This window comes from Herbaspirillum chlorophenolicum, from assembly GCF_001189955.1.
In the GTDB taxonomy this organism is placed as follows: domain Bacteria; phylum Pseudomonadota; class Gammaproteobacteria; order Burkholderiales; family Burkholderiaceae_D; genus Herbaspirillum; species Herbaspirillum chlorophenolicum.
The window spans coordinates 1-25790 of sequence record NZ_LFLT01000015.1 but is presented as its reverse complement, the minus strand read 5'-3'; the positions used below and the strand labels follow the sequence as shown (position 1 = coordinate 25790).

The 25790-nt window shown below is 63.6% G+C and carries 5 protein-coding genes; all 5 read right to left on the bottom strand.

Annotated features, from left to right (window positions below):
* Positions 1-74: 74 nt before the first annotated feature.
* Positions 75-12518: a filamentous haemagglutinin family protein gene (locus AKL28_RS11300; RefSeq protein WP_231602396.1), complete on the bottom strand. Its 12444-nt coding sequence runs from the start codon at positions 12516-12518 to the stop codon at positions 75-77.
* A 289-nt stretch (positions 12519-12807) separates the two neighbouring features.
* Positions 12808-13806 (bottom strand): FecR family protein, encoded by a 999-nt coding sequence (locus AKL28_RS11295; RefSeq protein WP_050468244.1) that lies wholly within the window; start codon positions 13804-13806, stop codon positions 12808-12810.
* 98 nt (positions 13807-13904) lie between these two features.
* A complete protein-coding gene (locus tag AKL28_RS11290) occupies positions 13905-14414 on the bottom strand; it encodes an RNA polymerase sigma factor (protein WP_050468243.1) in 510 nt (169 codons plus the stop codon).
* Position 14415: 1 nt separating this feature from the next.
* Positions 14416-15195, bottom strand: a complete 780-nt coding sequence (locus AKL28_RS11285) for a TonB-dependent outer membrane receptor (protein ID WP_156226299.1) — start codon at positions 15193-15195, stop codon at positions 14416-14418.
* A 178-nt stretch (positions 15196-15373) separates the two neighbouring features.
* Positions 15374-25756: a filamentous haemagglutinin family protein gene (locus AKL28_RS11280; protein WP_231602395.1), complete on the bottom strand. Its 10383-nt coding sequence runs from the start codon at positions 25754-25756 to the stop codon at positions 15374-15376.
* Positions 25757-25790 lie beyond the last annotated feature (34 nt).

Genomic DNA, 25790 nt, shown 5'->3' with positions numbered 1-25790 from the left:
CGGCGGCAACGCCGAAAAATAAAAAGCGGCGCCGGATTCATTGCTTCCGGCGCCGCTTTCTTCTTTCCTTATCTTTATTTGTCCTGGCTCAGCCTGCGCTTCTCCTCATCAGTCAATCGCGACATCAGTTCCGGCCGGATCTCTTTGCCGTGCCCGGCGACCTGCACGAAGCTGCTCCGATCGTAGCCGAGCCTGACACCGCTTGACGACGTCGGCGGCACCGCATCGCTTCCCCCGCCGCTCTCGCCGCCGAAGCCCAGCACGCGCACCGTGAAGATCGACGGCAACCCCTGACGCGCTTCATTGCGGGCGCGCGCCACGGCATCCTGCGCTGCCGATGCGGCAGAGCTGGCCGCCGCGCTGGCGTTGCTCAAGGCACCAACATTGACGGCCGCGACCACCGGTATTCCGGCCGACTCGCCCTTGACCTGGATGTTGGTGGCATTGAGGATTTCCGGTGCAATGAGGTTGATGTTGCCCGAAACGCGGATGCCTGCTTCGCCGGCATCGATCGTGCCCAGCGGCGCGATCAGATCGACGTCGCCGGCCTTGGCCTCCGGCACTGGACTGAGCGTGGCAATACCTGCGCCGGCGCTCGGCACCTGCGGCGACAGCGTGGTGTTGCCCCATTGGTCATAGACGCGTTTTGGCGGCGTGTACAGCACCGTAGTTTTAGAACCGCGGCCGGCATTGATGTCACCCTGTTCCGACCAGGCGAAGATGTCGCCGCCGAAGGTCGTCATGACGCGCGACAGGCCCAGCAACAGGCTCTTTTCGCTAAACAGCTGAATATTGCCCTGGCCTTGCGTCACGACACCGGCTGTTGCTTGCGGCACTTCTCCCTGCACGCCAACCACGATCTGGCCACCCGGCGCCATCATCTGGATATCTCCGCCGAAGTTGGTGTGTACACCCGCATTGCCGAATATCGTGATGTCGCCGGTGCGCTTGATTTCATTACCGGCGGCATCGCGGTCCGGGAACAGCGTCGCGATCATGTCGCGGCTGCGCAGGAAAGAACCGTAGCGACGGCTGTCCGGATTGTTGTATTCACGGCCCCCTTCACGCAACTCGGTGTAGTACACCGACCGCAGGAAGACGCGTTGCTGTTCCGGCGCCAGCGCGTTGAAATAATCGAGCGTCTCGGCCGGATTTCCCTGGAAACCATAACGATCCTTGAGCCAGGCGGTGAGCTCGGCAGTATAGGTCTTGACCACTTTGCCGGGCTGACTGGCTAACGCCATGTTGGCGTCCGCCAGATTTGCAGGATCCAGGTAACGGCGTGCAATCGCGGAGAAATCCCGTCCGTCGGCTCCCATGCCGGCCATCATCGCAATATCCGCTCCAGGGCGATTGTCGCCCGGCACCAGCGCGCCGATACTGACGATGCTGGCCCTGCCCTCTTGCAGCAAATTGCGGCCGGCCGATACTTCCAGCGTGCCGGGGCCGGCAACCTGGAGGTTGGCGTACAGGATGTCGCGACCGGCTTGTACCAGCGAGATATCGGTGCTGTTGTTGTGCACGAACAGGCCGGTGGCATTGACGATGTCGCGGCCGGCCAGCACGCGTGCTGCGGTAGCCGAGCGATACCAGACGGGGATGGTACGTTCGGTATAAGGAGTGAATGTCAGCACATTGCCGTTATTCAGGCCGACCACGTCACCATTGACGGCATAGAACAGCGCCGCCGAGGAATCGCCTGCATGCAACGCGGTGGCGCCGATCGTATCGGGTCCGAATGCGAACAGCGGAAAACTGTTCATCACGCCACGGCTCGGCTTTCCGCCGTAGCCGGATGCGTCGGTGAGCGATCCGTTCAGGCCGAGGTTGGACGAGCCTGCAATCAGCGCGCCATTTGCGGCAAAGCCGGCAAACGCAGGATTGAACGGCGTCGGCAACGGCGCATCCGATCCCGACATGCTGATCGGATACGCGCCGCCGAACAACGAAGTGCCCGCCAAGAACTCCAGCGCGCCGTTGGCCGACGGCGCCAGCACCAGCGACTTCGTTGTCGGCGTGCCGCTCGATGTCGGAGCGGCCGAATAGCCGTAATAGAGGCTGCCCGAGGCCGCCGTCGCGCGCAAAATGGAGGGATAGACCACCACGACATCGCCGGTGTTGCTGTTACCGATCGACGATCCGCGGTTGGCGATGTCTGTGCCGGGCGTCAGATTGCCGCCGGCCGCGAACAGATTGATGGCCGTGCGCGGCGTCCACAATGAAAACCAGCTCTGGCCGCCCCCGGCATAGTGCGTCCCTGCGGTGGTGAAAGCGCTTGTGTTGGTGCTGAACACGCGGCCGGCATCCGCTGCGGTCGCCAGCACCAGGTCGCCCAGCGTGTCGAGGTAGATTGCCGAGTCGCCCGGCACCAGCGTCAGGCCGCTGCCGCTGAGCGCGATGGTCGACGTAAAGGCATCGATGGAACGGGTATCGGCCGCATCTCCGTCTCCGCCCACAAACTGCGATTGCAATTGACGGTAACGCGGCTGAATACCGCCCACGGCGCCGGCCGACAACGATGTCATTCCGCGCAGATTGATCAGCGCGCCGTTGATGTCCTGGTTTTGTATGTTGGCGCCGCTGTTGCCGTATTGTGAAACAGCAGTGTTGGCGTTGACCGCGCCGCCGACGCGAATGCGCAGATCGCCGCCGCCGGTCAGCGTCAGTGTGCCGTCGGCCCCGACCCGACCGGTACTGCCGACCGCCGCCACCAGCGCCTGGCTGCGCGGCGATACGACACCGGCAAGATCCCCGCGGCGCTCCAGAATGCCTGCGTTGCCGCCGGCATCGATGCTCAGATTGCCGCCGCCCAGCGTGCCGAAGCCGGTAAAGCCGACCAGATACGGATCGCTGGATTCGGTGTCGATGGACGGCACATAGGCGCCGAAGTTGATCCACCAGGCCGTCGGAATGGCGTCCGCGCCGCTGGCCGTGCTGCCGGTGCCCTGGCGCCACAGCCAGTTGCCCACGCTGGCGCTTGGCGTCTGCGAACGTTTGACCGACGTAAACGTACCCCAGGTGTCGCCGGTCACATCGCCGCCGACATTCACGCTCAGGTTGCCGCCCTGCTCCGGATACCAGGCCTGATAACTCGCCAGTGCGTCGCTGTAATCGCCTGCGGGGATACCGATCGGACTGCCGTTCTTCAGACCGCGCGGCTGGTTGTAAGGATCGGCGCCGCCGGCGTTCGTCAATGCCGCCGAGCGCGTGCCGGCAGTGTAGACGCCGAACGGCGACTGCATGCGCAAATCGCGCGCCGCATTGATGCCGAGGTCGGCGCTGCCGGTGCGAATCACGCTGAACATCGGCGACTGCACGGTGTACGTCGTCACATCCTTGACCGGACCAACGATCCCCGAACAGGCATTGGGTAAATAGCTGCAATAATCAAAAATGACAGGATCAACCGGCTCCCCTACGACTAAGGTCGGATCCAATAATGGAGCATCAACTCCCCACACATAGCTGATGCGCTTGGGATCGACCACGCACAAGCCGTCGGCAGGCTCGCAAACACCAAGGTCGACGTACAGCTGATCGACCGGCGCCCCCGGCTCCAGACCGCTGGCCGCGGCAAGATCGGACCAGACCAGCCCGGTGCCGCCGAGGGAGATTTCGACCTTGGTCATCGAGTGCGTATCGGCCAGTACAACCGATCCCTTGGCATTCGGCGCCACGGCGCGGCGATCTGCGGAGCCGAGATCGGCCCCGGCTGTCAGCTGCAGTCCCCAGCTGCTCGAACCCTGGCCCAGCATCGGCGCCAGCGCCCAGTTGCGGCCTTGCACGCCACCACTGGCCGGACGCAGGCTGACCGGCTCGTCGTTGAGCAGCTCCACCTTCGTCATGGCGGGAATCAAGGCGCCGCGCGCCAGCGCAACGCTGCTGCTGGCCGCCATGTCGACTGGCAGTGCCACGCCCTTGGGCCAGGTCAGCGCGGCGACATCGGCATTGCTGCGCAAGACATTGCCTGCGCCCAGTTTCATGCCGCTGCTGAGGACCACATTACTGTTCAATACCGCCCCTGCCGCCAACGCGACGCTGCCATCGGCGTTGTAGATGTTGGCCGCCAGCACGGTGCCGGCCATCAGCGTATGGCTGTCGTTGAGCGTGACGTCCACCGGCAGCACCGTGCCGGCGGGCAGAATGGCGCCGGCGACCGGCACGTCGTAATTGAGGGTGGCGTTCTTCGGGAATAAGGTGCCGGCTTCCAGCACGATGCCGTCGATCGGAATCACGATGTCGCCGCCGAACGGCGTCTCGCCTTTGCCCGAGGCGTTACGTCCCTCGGTCAGGTACCAGCCCTTGTCGTCAGGCGTGGCTGGCGGCGGCGCAAAGCCGTCGTTGATGCTGCCGTAGACGTTAATGTTGCCGGCGGCGCGCAATACCAGGACGCCGGGTTCGCCGTAGCCGCGCAGAGCCGGGTCGAGACGATTGGCTCCGGGGCCGTAGCGATAGCCGGACAGATCCAGATCGCCCGAGACGGTCAGGTCGCCGCCGGGATTGGTGATCTTGTTGCTGACGATTTCCACGCCGGGACGCAGATGATAGCTTCCCAGTCCCGCCAGACGGCCGGCCAGATTGGTGTTTGCCAGCGCAGCATTGATATAGGCCTGGCTGTCGGTGTCGATGCCGTCCAGGTAAGCCTGCGTCACCAGTTGCGGCGTATTGCCGGTGACATCCGGCAACGGCGCCAGCGGCGCATCGTCGTAGCTGCGGAAGGCGTTGACTGCGATGGTTTTGGCGCCGCTGATGAGCGGCGTGCCGTTGACCGTCACTGCGACGTCATTGGCGCCGGCGCCCGTGCCGCCGGCAGTGCTGCCGCCCAGGCGCGGCGCGTTCAGATTGACGGTGCCGCGTGCGACGCCGTCATTTCCTTGTGCGGTCTGCGTGCCGGCGCGCAAATCGATGGTGGCAGCACTACCCAGTGTAAGCATGCCGCTTTGCGTGGTGAGGTCGACGATGGCGCGGTTGGCGCTGTCGATGATCTTGCCGTAGCTGTCGACACGCAAGCCGGTGGCGTGGGCATCGAGCATGCCGTTGACGATCAGGTCGCCCTTGGCCGCCAGGCGGATCGAGCCGACCTGGAAGCCGCTGGCGTCAATGCGCCCGTTGACGGTCAGCTTGCCGCCATCGACGCTCACGTCCACCTGGCGCGCCTTGACCTCATCGCCGATGGTAAGGTCGCCCTGCTTGATCTGGAAGCGGCGCGCGCCGAACACTTCGCCGCTGTTGAGTCGCGCGTTGAGTCCGGCGAAATCGTTGAGCGTCTGCGCGCGGATGCTCACTTCCGCTGCGTCGTAAGGCACGATGGTGCCGCCGGCGTCGTAGCGCCCGCTCGCTGCGCCAAGAATCGTGCCGGCCAGATCGACATAGCCCGCCGCTGCGCCCAGCGCCGTGGCCTTCAAGGTGCCGCCGCGATTGTTTTGTGCGGAGAGATTGATGAGCGATCCGGCGCCCTGCACGATGTTGCCGCTGCTACTGTTGAGCAGCAAGTCGCCGCCCCAGCTGTATCGGGTCTGTTCAAAAAACTTGATGGCGCGCCCGGACAGATCGAAACGCGCATCGTCGCCCAGCGTCAGATCGTCAGTCGCATTCAGCGACAGCTTGCCCGAGGGCAGGACCACGGCGGTATTGACGCTGATGCTGCGGCCGTTCAGTTGCAGTTCGGCGCCGAGTGCACCGCTGTCGACCGCGAAAGATGCACCGGCCGGCGCCGACACCACAACGGCGCCGCCGGCGGTGATGCGATTGACAGAGCCGGCTTCACCCGTAACCAGCGGTGCGACGATGTTGATGTCGCCGCCGCTGTACTGATAACCCTGGCCAGCAACGTAAGCCCCCTGCTGATGATAGACCTTCAGCGTGCCGGTGCCGTTGGCGGTGACGCGCTCACCGGCATTGAGATTGACCGATCCGAATCCCAATGCCAGGCGATCGGCGGATACCCCTGCCAGCGGTTGCGAATTCGGTCCGTTGCCGAACACAATGCGCGCCGCCGAAATATTCAGCGTGCTGTCTCCCAGCAGACTGCCGATGGCGGCTCCCGGCAGGTCCGGCGTGTACTGTCCCGATCCGTTTCCGATTCCAGTGGTGACCTGCGACGATGTGGAACCGGTCCAGACGAATTCTTCCGTGGTGATGTTTGCCCTGTCCGTCGCGGAGCCATAACCGTAGATGGCAGGTGTGCCGACCACCAGGCGCTGGATCGAAGACTTGCCGCTGACCGGATTGCGCGTATCCAGATCGACCGATCCGTACATGTTGACCGATTCGCGCACGTTGAATATCAACGACTCCACCGCCGGCACGCCGGCACCGGCATTGCCGGACAGCAGACGATTGAGTACCCCCTGATTGAGCGACAAACCGGCCGGCAGCATGCCGTTGGCTGCGGCATTGCCGAGCGCGGCATCGCTGCCCATGTTCAGCGACGACACTGCCAGCAGGAGGTTCCTGCTGCCGTAGCGCGCGTTATCGGCCATCGTGAACGCCTTGTTGGTGGCAATCGCCAGCGTACCTTCGCTATACAAGGTCGCCGCACCGCTGCAGGCGCCGCCATTGCATGTGCCGATATCGATGGTGCCCCCGCTCGCCCCGGCCACGTTCGTCGGCAACAGATTGATCCAGCCGTTGGACAATGCCAGGACGCTGGTGGCACCGGCGGAGAACACAACGCCGTTGCGGGAATCGTAAGCGGCAGCGCCGCGGCCCAGCGTGCTGATGGACGCCCCTTGTTCGACAATGATGCCGCCGGATGGACTGCCCGTGACCAGGAACACCTCCGGTGCGCTCAACTGTGCGCCGCTGCGTACGGCAAGGTTGGAGGCGTCGCCTTTGAAGGTGGCGAAATTGTCGCCATACTGCAGCCCCAGCGATCCGCCCAGGATCATGCGCGCCGGGTTGAAAGAGTTCAGGTCCGAAGCGTACAGGGAGGTTCCCGTAAATCCGGCCGAAGGCATCGCGCCGTCCGCCAGCACTTCCAGGTTGAACGACTTTGCGCTCAGCGTGCCGCCGAATCCGCCGCTGCCGGGCGCCGGATTGAACAATGCCGTACCGTCGAACTGCAGCATGCGTACGCCCGGCTGCGGCCTCGCATAGCCGAAATCCAGCACCAGGCTGCGGGCATCGTCGCTCACTTCGCCGCGCATGCCGCCGCGCCGCGCCGCATCAGCGACGACGAAGGCGCTGTAATCGGTTTCGTTGTACGTCGACTGCTTGCGTACCGTATCGGCAGGCGTCAAGACCAGCTGGTTCGGCAGCGACAAACGTATCGCCGTATTGGCCACGCCGAGATAACCCGGTGCGACATAGGAGCCGTTTCCGGTCGCAACGACACCACTTCCCGGCGCGATTGCGGCCCCCACTTCTACCCGGAATGCGCCAGGCAGCAGCGCATACGTAGACGGCATCAGCGTATAAGTCCCGGCTTTCAAACCTGCGACATCGCTGTCGAGCGTGATTTGCCGGCCGATCATCGGATCGGCCGCACCGGCATCCGCCGCCACCGGTGCATATGCGGCGGCCGAACCCGGCACGATGGCGTATACCGCGTTGCCTGACTTGCTGAACCCCGACGTCGGATTGGCGTTGACCAGCGGCGTACGGATGATATCGACAGAACCGCCGCGGCCGCTGATGAATCCGGCGCCGGTCAGCTCGCCGCCGCCCGACAGATCGAGCACCGAACCGCCATGGCCGACCACGCTGTCGCCCGACAGCGTGATGCCGCTGGTGCCCAGCGCACGCAAGGCAATCGGCTTGCCTGCATAGTCATACGTCACCCCGTCGATGGTGCCGCCATAAGGCATGACAAGTCCCGCACCGCTGACCGAGGTCAGACTGCCCGGCAACAAATCGACCAGGCTCGCATGCACGCTGGAAGAGCCACGGCCGTCCGTTCCCAGCACGATGCTGCCCAATGGCGCGCGCACCACGCCGCCCTGGCGCAGGGTATCCGCGCCCAGCAACAACGAGCCGAACGCCGAGAACGGCACTGCCGCATTGGTGTCGCCGTAGCGCCTGATGTCGAGCACGCGGCCCGCGCCGTAGCCGGCCACGATCTGTGCGCTGACGTTGGTGGCCGGATAGATCTGCGCTGCCGTGATATTCATGTTGCCGGTCGTCGCCAGCTCGGTCGTAAGGGCTCCCGACAGGCCGAGTCCGGCGGTTCCGCCGAGCAGCCGCAGGTCGCCCCGGCTGACGAGATTGACCGTGTCGAAGCCGCGTTGGTCGATATCGACCAGACTGTTGTTCTGTTGCCGTATCTGTCCGTGCGCGCCAAAACCGACACGATCCCGGATATCGATCAGATCCGCCGCCGCAGTGAAAACGGCATCGCTGGAACGCGTCGACGAGCCGTTGCGCCAGGTCACGCCGTACATCACTTCAAAGTCTTTGGTCACGCGCGTGGCCGCGCCCATGCGCAAATAGGATGAAGCCAGTTTCACCTGCGAGTTGGCGGCGGCCGTCTCCGCCAATCCATAGCTGCCGGCATACAGGCGCATGCTTTGGGACGTCGTCAGATCGACATTGCCGGCAAAGCTCAGCGCGCCATCGACCAGCAGCGACAGATTGCCGAAACCGCCATCGACAACCTGATCGGCGCCGAGCCTCCCTGCACCATAGACCAAGGCCGGATCCATCTGGCCCGGCTGCAATGTCGCGGACAAGCCGCTGCCCGGCTGCGTCTGCGAGAGAATGAATTCGCGCTGGGTGCGTACGGCGTCGTCGGGCTGGGCATTGCTGGCAAATGCCAGTCTTTCCAGCGCAATCGCCAGCGTGCCTCCAGCCGCACCTGCGCCTCCGGCACGTGCGCGCAGGGTGCCGTCGAGATACAGGCTGTGCGCCGATTTGAGAATGATGCTGCCGCCGTTGCTGGCGACATTGATTTCATTGGATTTTCCTGCTGCCGGGAAATCCAGCACGGCACTGGCGCCCGAGGCATCCAGCAGCGCGCCGGGGCGAATGATCACGGCGATATCGGGCGCATTGGCTTCGCCCTTGTTTTCCCAGTCAAGCGCGCCGCCGATGGCAATCGTGCCGCCATCGCGCACCGTGCCGTAACGACGTCCATTAGCCGCCGTCGCGGTAACGGCGCGCGCGGCGACATCAAGCACTGCGTTGCCGCCGATCCAGATCGAGCGCTGATGCGCATGCTGCGAAGTATTCTGCAAGCTGGTGGCAGGCGGCGAATCGATGCCGATGGCGATATTGCCGCCCCATGCATTGAGACGTCCATCGACCACGATATTGCTCATGCCGCCGCCCAGCAGGCTGATTGAGCGCCCCGGATCGACGGAGATCACTGCACCGGCGCCGATGGTGATATCGCCGCCTTCATTGGGAAGACGTTGCGAGCGCAAAGTCAAATCGGCGCCGGCGCGTTGCACCAGGCGCTGATTGAGCGCGTCATTCTGCTGTTGCGGCGGCGTCCATACTGTCAGCAACGCACCGGCCTCGTCACTCCCGCCGAAACGGTAAACCGGCATCGCCACATCCAGCTGCGCGCCCGCCGCGACCGTCAGGCCTTGATGACCGTTGATATCGATACTGGAAAATCCCGCTTGCAGGCGCGACGCGTCGATGTTCAGCGCAGACGGCGTCAGGGCCGGATCGCCGCCGATCGCTACGGCGTTACCCGTCTCGATCTTGAACGTGCCGCCGCCGCTGACGCCATACGAACGGATCTCTCCATCGAGCTGAAGCACGCCGCCGCTGCCGGCGGCCGCCGCAGAATCGGCAATCAGCGACACATTGCCGCCCTTTCCGCCCTTCTGCTTGCCCTTGGCCAGAATCGCGGCGCCCGACGACACATCGATCAGGCTGCCGCGCTCGACCGCGACGCCAGACGATGATTCCAGCACCACCGAGCCGCCATCGATATAGGCCTGGCCGTTGCCGCCATCCTGCGCAACGCTGCTCTGGCGGCCGCGCAAGTCCAGCGTCGCGCCTTCACGCAGCGCAACAAGCGAAGCGCCGTTCTGCGTCAGCGCCTGTACCTGTGCACCGGGCAGCGGCGAAGCAAAGATATTGCCTGCACGCAGGCTGCCGCTGCGAATCGTGACGTCCGCGCGGATGTCGATGCTGGCGCCGATCATGTTCAATTGTCCACCGTCGGCCAGCGTAAGCGCCTGATCGATAACAATGGCGTCGCGCGTTCCCAGGTCGAGACCGCCGAGCGTTTGCGCATTCAGGCGCCCGCTATCCAGCCAGAACGTATTGGTGCGCGCCGGATCGAGCGCATCGTCCGCCGCCATGCCCGTTGTGACCTGCGCCACGCTGCCGATGCGCACGCCGGTATTGAACAGATCGGTGCGGCCGATGGCTGAATAACGTCCCAGCGCCAGCATCCCGGCGCGCGCCGCCGTCGATTGCGACAGCTTGTAGCCATCGGTCGCTGCGGCGGCACGCAGGCTGGTTTGCTGCGGCCCGTTGTAGACGTCGGCGACAATATTGCCTTCGATGATCGCCGTCGGCGCATTGATGATCAGCCGGCCGGCGTCGCGCCCGACCGTATAGCCGTTCTGCAACAGGCGCTGCGGACCGATCAGCGGATTGTAATAAAAGCCTGTGGCGTTTTTTCCCCAGCGTACGTGTTCATCTTCAAAGCCCTTGTACACGCCGGCATACAGCATGTTCGATGACGCCGTGCTGGCGTTGTACAACTGGCCGTCGACGCCTTTGAGCCAGCTCTGGTTGAGATAGCCGGTCTGCACATTGAGCGTGCCGCCCGACAAATTGACGCTGGAGCCCGCTTGCGTGACGACTTCTGCGCCGCCGAGCACGATGGAACCACCCAACGCAGCCCACTCGCCAACGCGATGGCCTTGATTCCCGAGATAGCCGCCAACCTCAAGCAAACCGCCCGCCGTATACCAGCGGTCGGACGCATAGCCGCCCGTGCCCGCCGGGACATAAATCAGCTGGCGCGTATCGATCCACAAATTGCCGTTGAGCAGATTGCCGCTGTCGCGGTTACCCGGCGCATCGCGTAGCTCATTACCCTGTACGTTGATCTTGAGATTGCTGGCGTCCATTGCCAGATTGACACCCACGGCGCCCGACACATCGAGCACCGCCTTGTCGGCGACAAAGCTTCGTTTAGCGGCGCTCACTGCGATCTGGCCGCCGGTGGCCAGTGTGGTCGAGTCCCCCTGGAATTCGACATTGCCGCCGCTGACGATTTCGATACGCGACTGATCGCGCCGGTCGGAAAGTTTTGCCAGATTGTCGAAACTGCCGGCAGCACTGTTCATGCGCAACGTATCTTGCTCGGCCGATTGGCTGATCAAGGCATCGCGCTGGCTATTGAGCGCCAGCGTCACGCCGTCGTCTTCGATCACGACGGCAGTCGTCGCCCCTGTACCCAACGTGACCTTGCCCTGCGTGTCGCTGGCGGAGTTCAGCAAATGCACCGTACCGCGCGCATTGACGGTGGTGCTGGCAAGCGCCACGCCGTTCTGCCGCACATCGCGGCCGGCCAGCGTGATGTCGCCTTCGCGCGCAACGATCAGACCGCTGTTGGTGACCTTGCCGGCGCTGCTGCCGGCGTTGAATTGCGGCGCTATTTCATTGCCGCGCGTGGTGGAGATGGTATTGGCATCGGTTCCGACGCCCTTGCGGATGATGAAGCTGTCCCCGGCCGCCAGCTCCGTTTGTCCGCGGCTGGTCGTGATCTGGCCGTCGTTGCTGACCTCGCTGCCCAGCAGCAGCACATAACCGCCGCCCTGGGTGACAGAAGCAGGCTGGCTCGTTGATATCTGCGCACCGGCCTCGACGATCAGTTTGCCGTTGGCGTCGGTGAAACTCGCCGTGGTCTGCGTCGCACCATACAAGCCGCTGGTGAATTGGCTATCGCTGATGTTGGCCGCCGCCGCGACCAGATTACGCGTATCGACCTGGCTGCTGCCGCTGAAAGCAATGCCATTGCGGTTGACGATCATCACCGTGCCGTCGCCCTTGATCTGTCCCTGAATCTGGCTGGGGCGCGCCAGCGGATCGTTGATGCGGTTGAGCACGGCCCAGTGCGGCAACTGCAGGAAACTCAGGATCGTGTTCTTGCCGACGTTGAAACTTTCCCAATTCAGAATCGCCTTGTCGGCAGTCTGCTGGATCGTCACTGTCGTCTTGCCGCCGGACGTACTCGACGTCGGCTCCATCGCGTTGAGCCAGCCTTTGGTGAGGCTGTCGGTATCGACCTTAAGACCACCGTCGACGAGTCCGTCCGGCACGCCGCTGCCGTTCATCGCCGCTTGCCGCGCTGCCTGCTGCGCTGCCTGTTGGGCTGCGATGCCGCGCGCGATGAGCGCTAAATTATTCAGGGAACTCTGGAGTTGCTGATTGGCCTTTTGCTGCTGCAGGGCGGGATTGGTCAGCGACGACGCCGGCATGCCATTGGGCAGGTAACCGGTGCTCGCGGCCGTGTTTTGCGCTGCGCCCTTGGCGGCGAACCATGCGCTGCTGAATGCCTGCTGCGCATGCGCGCTGTGCCAGGCGCCGGTGGCGATGATCAATGCCACTGCATGTGCAAGCGGTGCGGGATGAAAGTATCGTTTGTTGTTGTGTTTTTTGATACGCGCGTGCGCACTGCGATTGCATGTATTCATGTTGAGTCCCGTAGATGGCTGAATCGTTCCCGACCAGCCATCCGCCCAAACGGCCGGCTGTGTCCGATAAAGTTTTCCGGTTGCGTCATGCGGTACTTCTGCTGCATGGCAACCTGTCTTTACAAGGACGACAACCGATTCTCAAATCCCCCAACTATTTTCAGGATGCCGGACCATCTCGGCACGGGATGCCGGTTCGACATCAGCTCAACACCAGCACACCGCCTGGCAAACGGCGGGCATTCAGATCGAAGGAATGCTGCAATTGCAATAACGCGCTATCGAGCGCCGCAATCGAAAAGCGGCCGCTCACGGCGCTCTCGCGTACCGAACTTGCCGCCAGCACGACACGGCCCGGACGGTAGCGGTTGATCTCTTCAATCACCTGCTCAAGCGGCGTCTGGCGAAATACCAGTTCGCCTTTGCGCCAGGCAGACATATTTGCCGTTTCGACAGCAACCGCCCGGCCAAGGACATTGGCATCGTAGATGGCTTGCTGGCGCGGCTTCAGGTCGAGCACACCGCCAGGATGTTCGACACGTACAGCACCTTGCACGCAGGTCACGCAGACTTTGCCATCGAGATTGCGTACTTCGAACCGGCCTTCTCTGGCAGTGCTGCGGCCGACACCTGCGACGACGTTGAACGAGGTGTCGCCGCGCAGATCGATGGCGGCTTCACCCGTGATCAAATCGATCCCGCCAATTTCGCCATTCAGTATTTCTTTGCGCACGCTGGTCTGCGTATTCAGGGTCAGGTTGACGCGATCGTTCAGTGCCAGGCTGCGCTGCTCCCCTTTATCGGTGCGCACGTCGGCCTGCCATTCGCTCAGCGATGGCCAGAGTTGCAAGGGAGGATGTACGATAGCCGCGCCGATGGCAGCTGCCGCCCCGCCGGTGGCGACCCGCAAGAACATGCGGCGTCCCTGTGCCGGTTGCCCCGAACGCATGCTGCGCTCATGCATTGCCGCCACGTCACGGTTGCTGTGCAGCAGCTTACCGATGGCCGGCCCCATGGCTTGCCATTGACGCTTGGCGTCTTTGAAAGCTTGCTGATGCGCCGGACTGCTCTGTTTCCAGCGCCTGAAAGCCTGCGCATCCCATTCGGTGGCGTCGCCTGAAGTAAGCCGGCGCAACCAGACCCGTGCTTCTTGCGCAAGCACATCAGGCAGGTCGGGGCGGTCGTCAGAGGCCATTTTCATAGTCAGGCTTTCCACAGCCGATCACAACGCCGCTCAAAGGACGTTGATATTTTCGGCTCGGTATAGATAAAGACGTTTCTCGACATGCGAATCCGCAATTAATTTTTCTCATCCAGCCGCGCCACACAATAGTCGTGCGCACGTTTCAGCTCGTGCTCCACGGTGCGCAATGAAATGCCGAGCCGTTGCGCGACCTCCTTTTGCGGCATCCCCTCCCATCGCACCATGATAAGAATTTCACGGCGTCGCGATGGCATCCTCTCCATAATCCGGGATAGCGCTTGTGCTTCGGAGCGCGCTTCGGCGGTTTGCTCGGGACCGGGAGCTGTGTCGGAAATCTCCAGCAATTCATCGATTTCACCTGGCGGCAAGGCCCGGCTTTGGCTGCGACGGTTGTCGACGGCGATGTTGGCCGCCATGCGCAACAGGAAGGCATGGGGATTCAGCACCGGGCTTTGCCCCTCCAGGCGCTGCAAACGCAGCCATGTATCCTGCAAGGCATCGCCGGCGAGATCGTCGCTGCCCAGCACGCGCGTCAAACGTCGTTTGAGATCGACATAGCGGTTGGTGAGATGGCTCAGCAGCGTTGTACGGACATCTTCGGACATGTCAGTGCACCGTAGTCTGGCAAGGACGGCCGGCGATCTGCCCTTGCGGCAGCATCAGCATTGTCAGCGGCTGCACCAGGCTGGATGGCGGCGGCTGGCCGATGACGAGCTTGCCGAGCATATCGGTCAGCATGGCGTCACGACGCGTATTGCCGGTAGAACCGAGCAAGCGAACCAGGCGGACGCGTCCATTTTCATCCACCCGAAACCGCAACAGCGCGCGATAGCTTCCCGGAGCGGTGCGCTCATTGCTGCATAACGTTTCCCAAACACGCGTTTGCACCAGCGCATCGTAACGTTCGGAAGCGGCTTGCCCCTCATCGATGCTCGCTGTTGCAGCGGCCACGCCAGCGGCATCCTGCGCGGGCAGCGGCTTCAACACAAAAGTGTCGATACCGTCTTCATGCAACCGCTCGACACCGAGCCCGGTTCCCTGCAACAGCATCTCCAGCGCCGCGCCGGCATCATGCCGGCCGTTGACGGCAGACGCGTTTCGTCCGGCGGCCAGCCTGCTCGAAAACAGCACCGCATTGCCGGTGATGACGGCATAGCGGTCCAATGCCGCTGCAAGAGATTGCGTGGGAATATTGAAGTCGAAAGACGGAGATTGCTTGCTTGTTTCAATCGCTGTTGGCGCCGCTACGGAAGAACCGCTTTGCAAAGACTGGCCCAACGCTTTGATGGTTTGCGCGAAAGACGGTCGCATTGCAAACATGAGACTGGCACCAGCCAAACATCCTGCCAGCGCGAGCACACTGACCGATGCCGGGCTACCTGTCATAGTTCGGATAAAGTGCAACCTGTTGGAATGAAGTTAATGCGGGAACTGCAAACTGAGAGGCACGACTATACCTGCCGAAAATGACATATCCGTGACATCCGGGTGAAGCAGCGGGAGCGGCCCAAGCTATGAGCCGCTCCCGCTAAAGTGACGATAATCCAGCAACACTCGCTGCGGCTCACAGGCCCAGCAGGCGTTTTTCTTTATCCGTCAGTCTGGCTTTCTGCTGCTCGCTAATGACGCCCGGCGCCATCACCTGCACCGGAATACGCATGTCCTGGTCGCCGCGCGCGGCAGCACCGGAAGACTGTATCGGCGCCGATGCCGGCGCGGGAGCCGGTGCCGGCGTATCGCTGCCGAAGCCCAGTACGCGCACCGTGAAGATCGACGGCAAGGCCTGGCGCGCTTCGTTGCGCGCCCGCTGTACCGACTCCTGCGCCGCCGTTGCCGCCGAGCTTGCCGCCGCGCTTGCATTGGTCAGCGCACCGACATTCACTGCCGCGATCATCGGAATCCCGGTGGCTTTGCCCTGCACCTGGATATTGGCGGCATTCACCACTTGCAGCGCTGCAAGGTTCACGTTGCCCGATACCCGGATGCCTGCCTCGCCGGCATCGATTGTCCCCAGCGGCGCCACCAGGTCAACGTCCCCTGCCGGCACTTCCGGAATCGGACTAAGCGTCGCAATCCCCGCTCCCGATGACGGCACATTTGGCGACACAGTGACGTTACCGGTCGCGTCATACACCCGCTTGGGTGGCGTATACACCACCGTCGTCTTCGAGCCACGTCCCGCGTTGATGTCCCCTTCGGCCGACCAGCCCTGGATGCTGCCCCCAAACGTCGTCATGATGCGCGACAGCCCCAGCAGGATGCTGTCGCGGCTGTATAGCTGAATGTCCCCGTTGCCCTGCGTGACGATACCTGCCGTCGCACCCGGCGTCACGCCTTCCACGCCAACCAGCGTGCGTCCGCCCGGGTTGAGCATCTGGATGTCGCCGCCGAAGCTGGTGCGCACCGTGGCGTCGGTCGTCACCGGGACCGGTTTTCCGTTGACGGTCGTCGATCCGGTCACGCTGCTGAACATTGTGATCGCACCGTTGTAGGTCACCGGTTTTCCTTGTGCGTCGCTCGCCGGGAACAGTGTGGCTATGGCTTCGCGGCCACGCAGGTAACTGCCGTAACGCGGGCTCGACGCATCGTTGTATTCGCGCCCGCCCAGCAGCAACTCCTTGAAGTAGACCTGGCGCACGAACACGCCTTGCTGCGTCTGCGGCAAGGCCAGGAAGTAGGCCAGCGCATCCGACGGCTTGCCATCGTAGCCGAAACGGCTCTTAAGCCATGCGACCAGTTCCTCGCCATAGGCGTGTACGACCCTGCCACTGTCGGCAAGCGGCGATCCGCTCGCGAGTTGATTGGCCGGATCGAAGTAAAGCCGTGCAAAGCGCGAGTAATCCGGGCCGTTGGCTCCCACACCGGCGAGCATCGAGATCCCTGCGCCGCCGTTCGTATTGGCCGGATGCGTGACATCGCCGATGCTTTGCACCTGGCCGTAGTAGCCCTGGTACACGTTCCGACCAGCTTGCATCTGCAACAAGCCCGGCCCGACCACGTTCGCCGATTGATAGATGATGTCGCGGCCCGCCTGGATCAGTGAGATGTCGCTGTCCGACTGATTCAGGAACGTGCTCGGAAAGGTGCCGGTGCCCACGATGTCGCGTCCAGCGATCACCTCGAAAGGTTTGGCGGCGATGAACCACTGCGAATGGCTCGGCGTGAATCCGCTCGACCCCACCCGGCCGATGAAGTTCGTCGCCCCGATCTGCAGGTCGTCGATATCGATGCCCGCATAGATCTGCGCGGGCGTCGAGTCCTGCGCATGCAGCGCGCCGGACGGATAGTCCTCGCCAAACGCGATCGGGCTGTTGTTATTGATCCGGATGGCTGCGTCGACGGCGGCATTCGTCCGGGTGTTGGAGTTGAAGCCTTGCATCGTCGAGAAGACTGGATGGCTTGGCGTCGCCACGCGCGCGAGATCGGCGCCCGACATCGCAATCGTCGATCCGCTCCCGTAAATCGAACCGGCGGCGAGAACCTGGAGTTGCCCGATCGGCGACGGCATCAATTCGATCGTCTGCGCCTCGCCGAACCGGATGTCGCCGTTGAGCGAGGCGACGCTCAGGCTACCCGGGTAAAAGCCCGTGGAGTTCTGCTGCTCGCTCCCGCCGGAACCCGACAGCGGCACGACATCGCCGCCTGCCGACAGCAGATTGAGGCTCGTCGCGGGCGTCCAGAGGGTGTACTTCGTAAAGCCGCCCCTCGTGACCGATGCCGAGGCGCCCGTTCCGGATGCCGTGAAGTAACCGCCCCCCAGGTCGGTGAAAATCGCCATCCCCGCGTCGCTCGCCCCGGCGAGCACAAGGTCGCCGCGCGCGGTCACGTTCGCGACGCCGTCGCCGTTCACTATCGTCGGCCCCGGTGTTCGCGATGTCTGTTTGATCGCGTTGGGATCGAAGGCGCGCGGATCGTACGATGTCCAATCGGCATTACGAACTTGCTCGGTGACCAGGCCGATCGATCCGGCTTCGACCGACGTATTGCCTCGCAACGCCGTCAGCGATCCAAAGTAGTCTCGCCGGTAGTCTCTGGTGATCATCGTATCTGCACCGTTGAGCCTGCCGCCAACTTTCAGAATGAGATCGCCCCCGCCCGTCTGCACGAGCGTGCCATCGGCGAGAACGCGCCCGGTCGACGCCACTGCCAGATCCAGTCCGGTCGAGGTCAGGCCACCGGGGTCGCCGGACATCACGCCTGCGTCGCGCCCGGCGATCACAGTCAGGTTGCCGCCGCCGAGCGTGCCGATGCCCTGGAAGCCGATCAGTTGCAGGCCGGTGGCATACGTGTCCGTCTTGGCGAGCGATCCGAAGTTGATCGACCAGGCTGCCGGGTCTGTCGTCGCGCCGCCGCCGCCCTGCCGGTTCAGCCAGTTGCCCACCAGATTGCTGTTCACATAGCGCAGCGGGTTGTTTACCAACTGGATATTGCCGCTCACGTCCTGCTGCGCCATGAGCAGCAGATCGCCGCCGTGCTCCGGATACCACGCCTGAAGCACGTTGCCCGTTGCTACACCGGGCAGGTTATACGGGTTGCGGCCGTCGGCCGACAGGATCGGGGCCGCTTGCGTACCCGCCGTGTAGACGCCATACGGGGTGGCCTCATTGAAGCTGCCGCCTGCGAGCAGATCGAGGCTTCCCGTACCGGTCCGCAACACGCTGAAGAACGTGCCCGTCTGCGACGCGTCGTACGCGCTGTCGCTCAGCGTGAGATTGCCGCTGCCGCCAAGCGCCGCCACCGGCCGCAGCGCACGTTGATCGGCACCGGACAAATCCGCACCTGCCACCAGGCGCAACGAGGCAGAGCGCGATCCCGCAGCCAGCAAGCTGGCGCGTGCGGACGTCGCCGCCGCCACAGGCGTGCCCGGGTCTGTCTGAAGCGACAGGCTGGCCGCCGACGGCGTTTCCGAGCCGACCGGCACGTACAGGCGGGTCAACGTCGTGCCGAAAGGAATCACTGTGCCCGAGGCATAGGTCGTGCCATCGGGCGACATTGGCCGGAACGTGAGCGGGAGTGCCACACCCGTGTTGAGTGTCGGCACAACCCAGCCGGCCGGATCGCTCACGATCATCTGGTTGCCCGCGATCATGCGCCAGAGGATCGCGCCCTGCTTGGCGAAGTGCGCCGTATCGGTCGAGAACGTGGTCGGCTTGATGGTCGAGAACACCGGCGTTCCCGCGCGGGTCGCCATGAATCCGTCGGAGATGCTGCCGTCAATTTTCAGATTGCCGGCAGCACGCAGGATCAGCGCCATCGGCTCGCCTGCGCCGTACGTCGCCGAGTTCGGATTGCGATCCGACCCTGCGCCATAGCGGTACTTCGCCAGGTCGATGTCACCGGATGTCGAAAGGTCGCCCGGCGACGCAATCTGCACGCCGGGGCGAAGATGGTATGTGCTGCCGTAGGCGGCCAGGCCTGCGGTACGTGCGCCCAATGCCGCGTTGCCCGACGCCTGGTTCATGAAGGCGGTGCTTGCCGTGTCGTAGCCGTCGAGCGTCGATTGCGTGACGACGCTGCCCGACGGCAGCGTGTACGTCCAGACGCCATTGAGGGCGATGCTGTACGCGCCGCGCATCGTCAACGGACCGGCCGCGTTGATTGCAACGTCGCCGGACGTCTCAGCGGTGCGCATGGCATTCAGAACCACGTCGCCATAATGAGTAGCCCCCGGCGTGCTCACGTTGATGGTGGCGCCCGGCGAGAGCGTCAGCGTGCCGCCCGTGGCCGTCAATTCGACATGTGCGCGGTTCTTCGCTTCGATGGGTGCGCCGTAACTGTCGACCTGCAACATGCTGCCGTGAGCATCGAGCACAGCGCTGCTGCCAAGCGTCAGTCCGTTTCCGCCCGACAGGCGGATGGTGCCCGGGGCGGCCCCCGATGCGTCGATGGTGCCGTTCACCGTCAGGTTGCCGTTGTCGGCCGCAATGCTGACGTTGTGTGCCTTGACGCCATCGCCGATCACCAGATCGCCTTGCTTCTGGTCGAAGCTGCGCGAATCGAAGAAGCCGCCCTGCGTGAGCAGCGCGTTCAGGCCGGTGAAGTCGGCGAACGTGCCTGCCGATGCCCCGAAAGCCCCGCTTGTGAGGCCATTGTCGGCAGTCGCCACCACACTGCCGCCGAGCGAGAGCGTACCCTTGGAGGCATCGATCGAGATCGCCCCTGCATTGGCGTGTTTCGCAGAAACGTCGATGACCGATCCTGCCAGCTGCATCACGTTGCCTTGCGCACTGTTGAAGCTGGCCGTACCGCCGAAGCCATACGCCGTAGCGCCCTGGATCAGGGTCGGCTGACCGCGCAGATCGATCCGGCTGCTGCTGTCGAGCACAATGTCGTTCGTGGCATTGACCACGAACTTTCCGCTGGGCAGGAGCACGGTACTGCCGATGTTGACCTTGTTTCCGCCGAGATCGATCTCGGCACCGGCAACGGTGGTCGTCGCCGTACTCGGCGCCACGCCAGCCGGTGCAACGACATTCAAGGTTCCACCCGCCATGTAGTTCATGACCGACTTCGATGCGCCGGTCAGCAGCGGCGTGCTCAACGTCAGATTGCCGCCCGTTCCACTCTGCCCGAAGACATCCCCTGCTTGCGTGCTCGGCGCCTGATAGACGTACAGCGCGCCTCGGCCGGCCGAGACGATCCGGTCGCTCGCGGCGAAATCGACATTATTGAAGCCATAGATCGTACGCGCTGCGCTAGACGTATCGAGGGAAACGACCTGGCCGAGGTCGATTTCCTTCGCGGCGAGCCGCAACGTCCCGTTGCCGGTCCCAGGCCCGCCCGCTGCGATGGCCGGTGCGCTCGTGCCTTGGATCCCGGTCCAGATAATGCGGTCCGCTGCAACGACCGCCTGATCGGTCGACGCGCCAACACCGTAGATCGCCGCTGAATTCAGGACGAGATCGACGCCCGTTCCGCGCGTGTCCAATCCGTTGCTGCCGAACAGATTGATGGAATTCGCCGTGCTCAGCGTCAGCCGTTGCAGTGTGGGAGTACCGTGCGCCGGGTCTCCTTGCAGCAAGGTGTTGAGCACCGACTGGTTGAACATCACCCCGGCCGGATTGCCGGCTCCGGCAATCTGAGCGGCATCGCCAACGTTGAGCGTGCCGACGGCCAGCACGATATTGCGCGCACCGAAATGCGTACTGCTGTCGATGTTCGACGCGCCATTGGTGGCGAACGCCAGCGTGCCCTCGGCGTACAGCCCCGATCCGGCGCCGATGTTGATCGATCCGTTGCTCCCCGACGCCCCCAGGAACTGGATGTCGCCGTTGGACAACGCCAGCACCGTCGACGTCCCCGAGGAAAACTTCATCCCAGTCGTCGCCGTATCGAAGGTGGCCGGCCCTCGTCCGACCGTGGTGAGGATCACATCGTTGCCGATATTGAGGTTATTGCCTACGAGGTAGATTTCCCCGGCGCTCAGCGTCACGCCATCGCGCACATACAGATCTCCCGCACTGGAGCTCGGATTGAAGTAGAAAACGCCATTGCGCTGACCGGAAGTGCCATTGATGTTCAATCTCGGCGCACCGATGGCATTCAGGTTCTCGACACTCACCGACAAACCGTTGAAGCCCGGCGTCACATCGCCGTTCGTGATCTCTCCGATGTTGAGCACCGCCACTTGTCCCGCCACGCCACCAACTGCTGGCTGGAACAATGCCTTGCCGTCGAAGGACAGCACGCTCGTCGTGGGCATCGGGTCCGGCGCATACGGAACGTCGAACAGGAACTGAAGGCCCTTGCCGTCCCGGGGCAGCATCGACAGCAGACCGCCGAACTGCCGGACCTGGTTGGTCATGAAGTCGCTGTAGCTTTGCTCGTTGTACTGCGAGTACTTGCGTACCGCCGTGCCGGGCGTCACCAGCACGGTGGAGGGCAATTGGCTGCGCGCCGACGTGTTCGCGATGCTCGTATAACCGGACACGAGATAGGTACCGTTACCGGCCGCGGTCGCGACGGCCGGCAGATTCTGCCCTGCACCGCCGATCTCGACGCGATACGCACCGGGCAGCAGCGCATAGTTCGACGGCAACAGCGTGTACGTGCCGGGCGGCAATCCGGGCACGCCGTCTCCGATCGTGATTCGCTGGCCTACGATCGGATCGCCAGCGCCATTCTCTGCGGCGATCGGCGCGTAGGCCGACGTGTAGCCTGGCACGATGGCGTAGACCTTGTCGCCCGTCTTGCTCAGATTCATGGTCGGATTGGCGTTGACCAGCGGTGTATTGAGTACGTTGACCGAACCGCCCCGCCCCGAAACAAAACCTGCGCCGGCGATGGTGCCGCCGCCCGAAAGGTCGAGCACGGCGCCCTTGTCGACGCGCATCGTCAACCCTTCGAGCGAGATGCCCGATCCTCCCGCGACCGCCGTGAGTCCGAGCCCATTGCCGATGAGCGGGGCCAGCGCCGCGCCGTTATACGAATACGTCACGCCGTCGACAGTGCCGCCGTAGGGCACGATCCCCCCATCCATGGACACGGACGTCAGGCTGCCGGGCAGGAACTCGATGTCCTTGGTATAGACTTGCCCTCCCTGCACCGCCGCCGTCGTCGGTCCGATAAATAGCTTGCCGAATGGCGCGCGCAATACGCCGCCCTGGCGAATGTTCGGCGCCGTCAGGTAGAGCGTGCCGAAAACCGAGAGCGGCGTGTCAGGCGTTGCCGCCGTGGTGCGCCCGATGGTCAGTGTGGCGGTGAAGTCATTGCCGCGCCGCTGCCCCGCGATGATGTTTGCGACGGCGCCTGTCGTGGGATACACCTGCGCGGCTTCCAGGTCGAGATCCCACGACGTGATCAGGGTGGTGCCCTGTTGCAACGCAGGCGTCGGCAGGAAACGAATATCGCCCTGGCTGACGAGACGTGTCGTACGGAAACCCGGTGAGGAAGTGTCGACGTTGACGTAGTTCACCGAGTCGTAATAGCCCGTGCTCGCCGAGAATAGCGTCGGGCCTTGCACGTCGATGAGATTGGCATCGATCTCGAAGGTCGCGGTCGTCGGACGCCCCGACGCACCGGGGTTGGTGATCGTACCGCTGGTCAAACCGTCTGCCGGCGCGACGCGCGTGCCGCTGAGCAGCACATATGGCGCTGCCAGACGAACCTTGTTACTCGTCGCCTGCGCGAGCGGGTCGTCGCCCGCAGCCAGTTTCTCGCCCGACGTGTAGGCGTTCGCATTGAGCTTGAGGCTCTTGTCGAGCACGAGCGACACGTCGCCCTTGAACATCATGTAGTCGCCCGAGGTCAGGGAGAGCGAACTGAAGCCGCCCTCCTTGATCATGTCGACGCCCACCGTGGCGCGCCCTATCGGCAACGCCGCCACCGGTGCACCGGGGCCGCTCAGGTCAGGGGCCGCCGGTCGCGATTGCACCACCGTGAGCACGCTCGGGACGAGCACGCTCTTCGGAGTCGAGCCGGCCAGGTCGGGATAGAACGGCGTGATCATCGATACCGACAGATCCCCTCCGGACGCCCCCACGCCACCGGAGAATGCATGCAAATTGCCGTCGATCTGTATGCCGCCCATGGAACTGAGGGCAATCGCGCCGCCATTGGATACGCGCGGCATGCGGCCGCTGGCGTTCGCCGGCTGGCCCGCTACCGTCGCCGTATCGACCGTGACACTGGCGCCGTCGGCGTTAAGTTCCGCACCGGGGCGGATGACGACGAACGACGTGCCTCCGTTCAGACTGATCGTGCCGCCATCGAACACGGTGCCGTAGGTGCGCCCGGCGGCATCGGTGGCCGAATAACCCAGTCCCGAAACATCGAGCTTCGCGTTCGAACCCAGCCAGAGCGAGGTACCGCGAACGACACCGTTCTCGTCGAAATTGCGCGACGCGGGGAAAGTGCCATCGGCGTCGCCGATCAGGTTGATCTTGCCCGCGCGTGCGCTCAGCGTGCCATCGATCGTCATCTGACCGAAGGCGTCGAGCGTGATGCTCTGGCCCGGATCGACCGTCATCGAGGCCCCCGGCGCCACGACGATGCTGCCGCCCGCCGGATTGCCTTGCTCGTCCTTGCGCAAGGACCGCAAGGTAATACTCGCGCCCGCACGCTGAGAGATCGTATCGGTCTGCAGATTTCCCGTGAACATCGACGGCGTCCACAAGGCCATCGCCTTGGACGGATCGCTGCCCGTGGCCGACGTCAGGCTATCTGCCGTGAATCGGTAGACCGGCATGACAGGCGCCAGGACCACACCGTTGTCGACCCGTACGCCCTGTCCGCCGTTGATGTCGTAGTTGGAGAAGCCTGCGTTGAACAGCGAACTGCCGCTGCCCGACGTTCCTGCATTGAAGGTCGGAACCGGAGTGACCGCAACCGTTTGTGCAAGCGCCACGCCGGCGGGAATGATCGAGCCCACGGCGTATGTCTTCGACGCCGTCAGCACCGATCCTGCGGTGTAGACGAACTGGTACGGCGCTACCGGAATCCCGTTCGGAAAAACGTTGGAAGGCACCACCGTACCCTTCGGGATGACCCCGCTTCCCCCCCAGCCCGAAAGAACCGTCCCCATCGGAATCGTATCCCCGGAGAAGAAGAATACGTCCATATTGTTGCTGTCCTTCGATTTGAGCAACAGACCGTTCGGCACGACCCAATCTGCCTGCGTCGCGCCCGTCGGCAAGCCGGCCATCGTGATATCGGCCAGCGTCGGCGTGTCGTAGACCAGCGTCGTATGCTTCTCGACCAGATCCATCGGCAACGGCGTGCCGGCAGCAATCGTCAGCGACTGTGCAAGCTTCACCGACACGGCGGCCGGCGTGCCTGCGGCGAGCGTGCCCCCAGCGATACCTGCTTTGTTGCCGATCAGGATACTATCAGGTGTCGACAAGGTCAGTGTGCCGCCGCCGTTCACGCCATATGCCGCCACTGTGCCATCGAAGGTCAGCGTGCCCACGCTCTTTCCCGCACCGCCGGACGAATCACCCGCGACCAGCGTCACGTTGCCGCCGGTCCCGCCCTTCATCTTTCCGCCCGCCAGAATTGCACCGCCGGAGGAGACGTCGATCAGGCTGCCGTTGCCGATTGTCAGATCGCCCGTGGAATCGAACGTGACGTTACCGCCATTGATGTAGGCAACCCGAGATGTCGTATTCGGATCGATCGCGGCGTTGACCCAGATGCCTCGCGTGCTGATGCTGTATCCGGGGGCCAATGTGAGGCGTGCCGTCCCATCGGTCGGGAGAAGTGCCACTGGGCCAATATCTCCGGCCTTGAGGAGCAGGTTGGAGATGTTGACGGTTCCGCCGGGCACGGTAATGTTGCCCATCACATCGACGGTCGGCGCTGCCAGTGCCAGACGTCCGCCATTGTCGAGCTGAAGGTCTGAGCGTACGGCAATGGTGTCGCTCGTCGCGAGATCGATCTCGCCGAAGCGCGTCTGGTTCGTTCGGGTGGCGGAAAGCCACACCGTGTTCTTTCGGACACCAGTAAGCAGGTCGTTGACGTTCATCCCATTAGTGATGTCGTCGATATTGCCGATCACAACGTCGGTCGCGAAAGCATCCCTGCGCCCCAGTCCTGTGTACTGGCCCAGCGTCAGCGAGCCTGCGCGCGGCACTGCGAACTGGCTGAGTACATAACCGTCGGTAAGGCCGGATGGACGCGCCCGCGTCTGCATCGGGCCGGTATAGACGTTGGCCATCACGTCGCCTTCGAGCACCGCTGTCGGTGCGCTCACCGACAGCCGACCCGCATCGCGCCCCGCCGTATAGCCGCTCTGCAGCAGCCGTTGCGGTCCGATCAGCGGATTGCTGTAATACGCCGTGGCCGTCTTGCCCCAGCGCGCATGCAGATCCTCGAAGCCCTGGTACACCCCCGTGTAGCTCAGGTTCGCCGGCGCCTGGCTGGCGTTGTAGAGCTGGCCGTTGCTGCCGGTGAGCCAGGTCTGGTTGATGTAACCGGTGGCCACGTTGATCGTCCCGCCCGACAGGTTCACGTTCGAGCCCGCTTGCGTGACCACTTCAGCGCCG

Excerpts from the sequence above, each read along its gene's own strand:
- AKL28_RS11295 (WP_050468244.1), bottom strand. The coding sequence starts at position 13,806 with ATGAAAATGGCCTCTGACGACCGCCCCGACCTGCCTGATGTGCTTGCG.
- AKL28_RS11290 (WP_050468243.1), bottom strand. The coding sequence starts at position 14,414 with ATGTCCGAAGATGTCCGTACAACGCTGCTGAGCCATCTCACCAACCGC.
- AKL28_RS11285 (WP_156226299.1), bottom strand. The coding sequence starts at position 15,195 with ATGACAGGTAGCCCGGCATCGGTCAGTGTGCTCGCGCTGGCAGGATGT.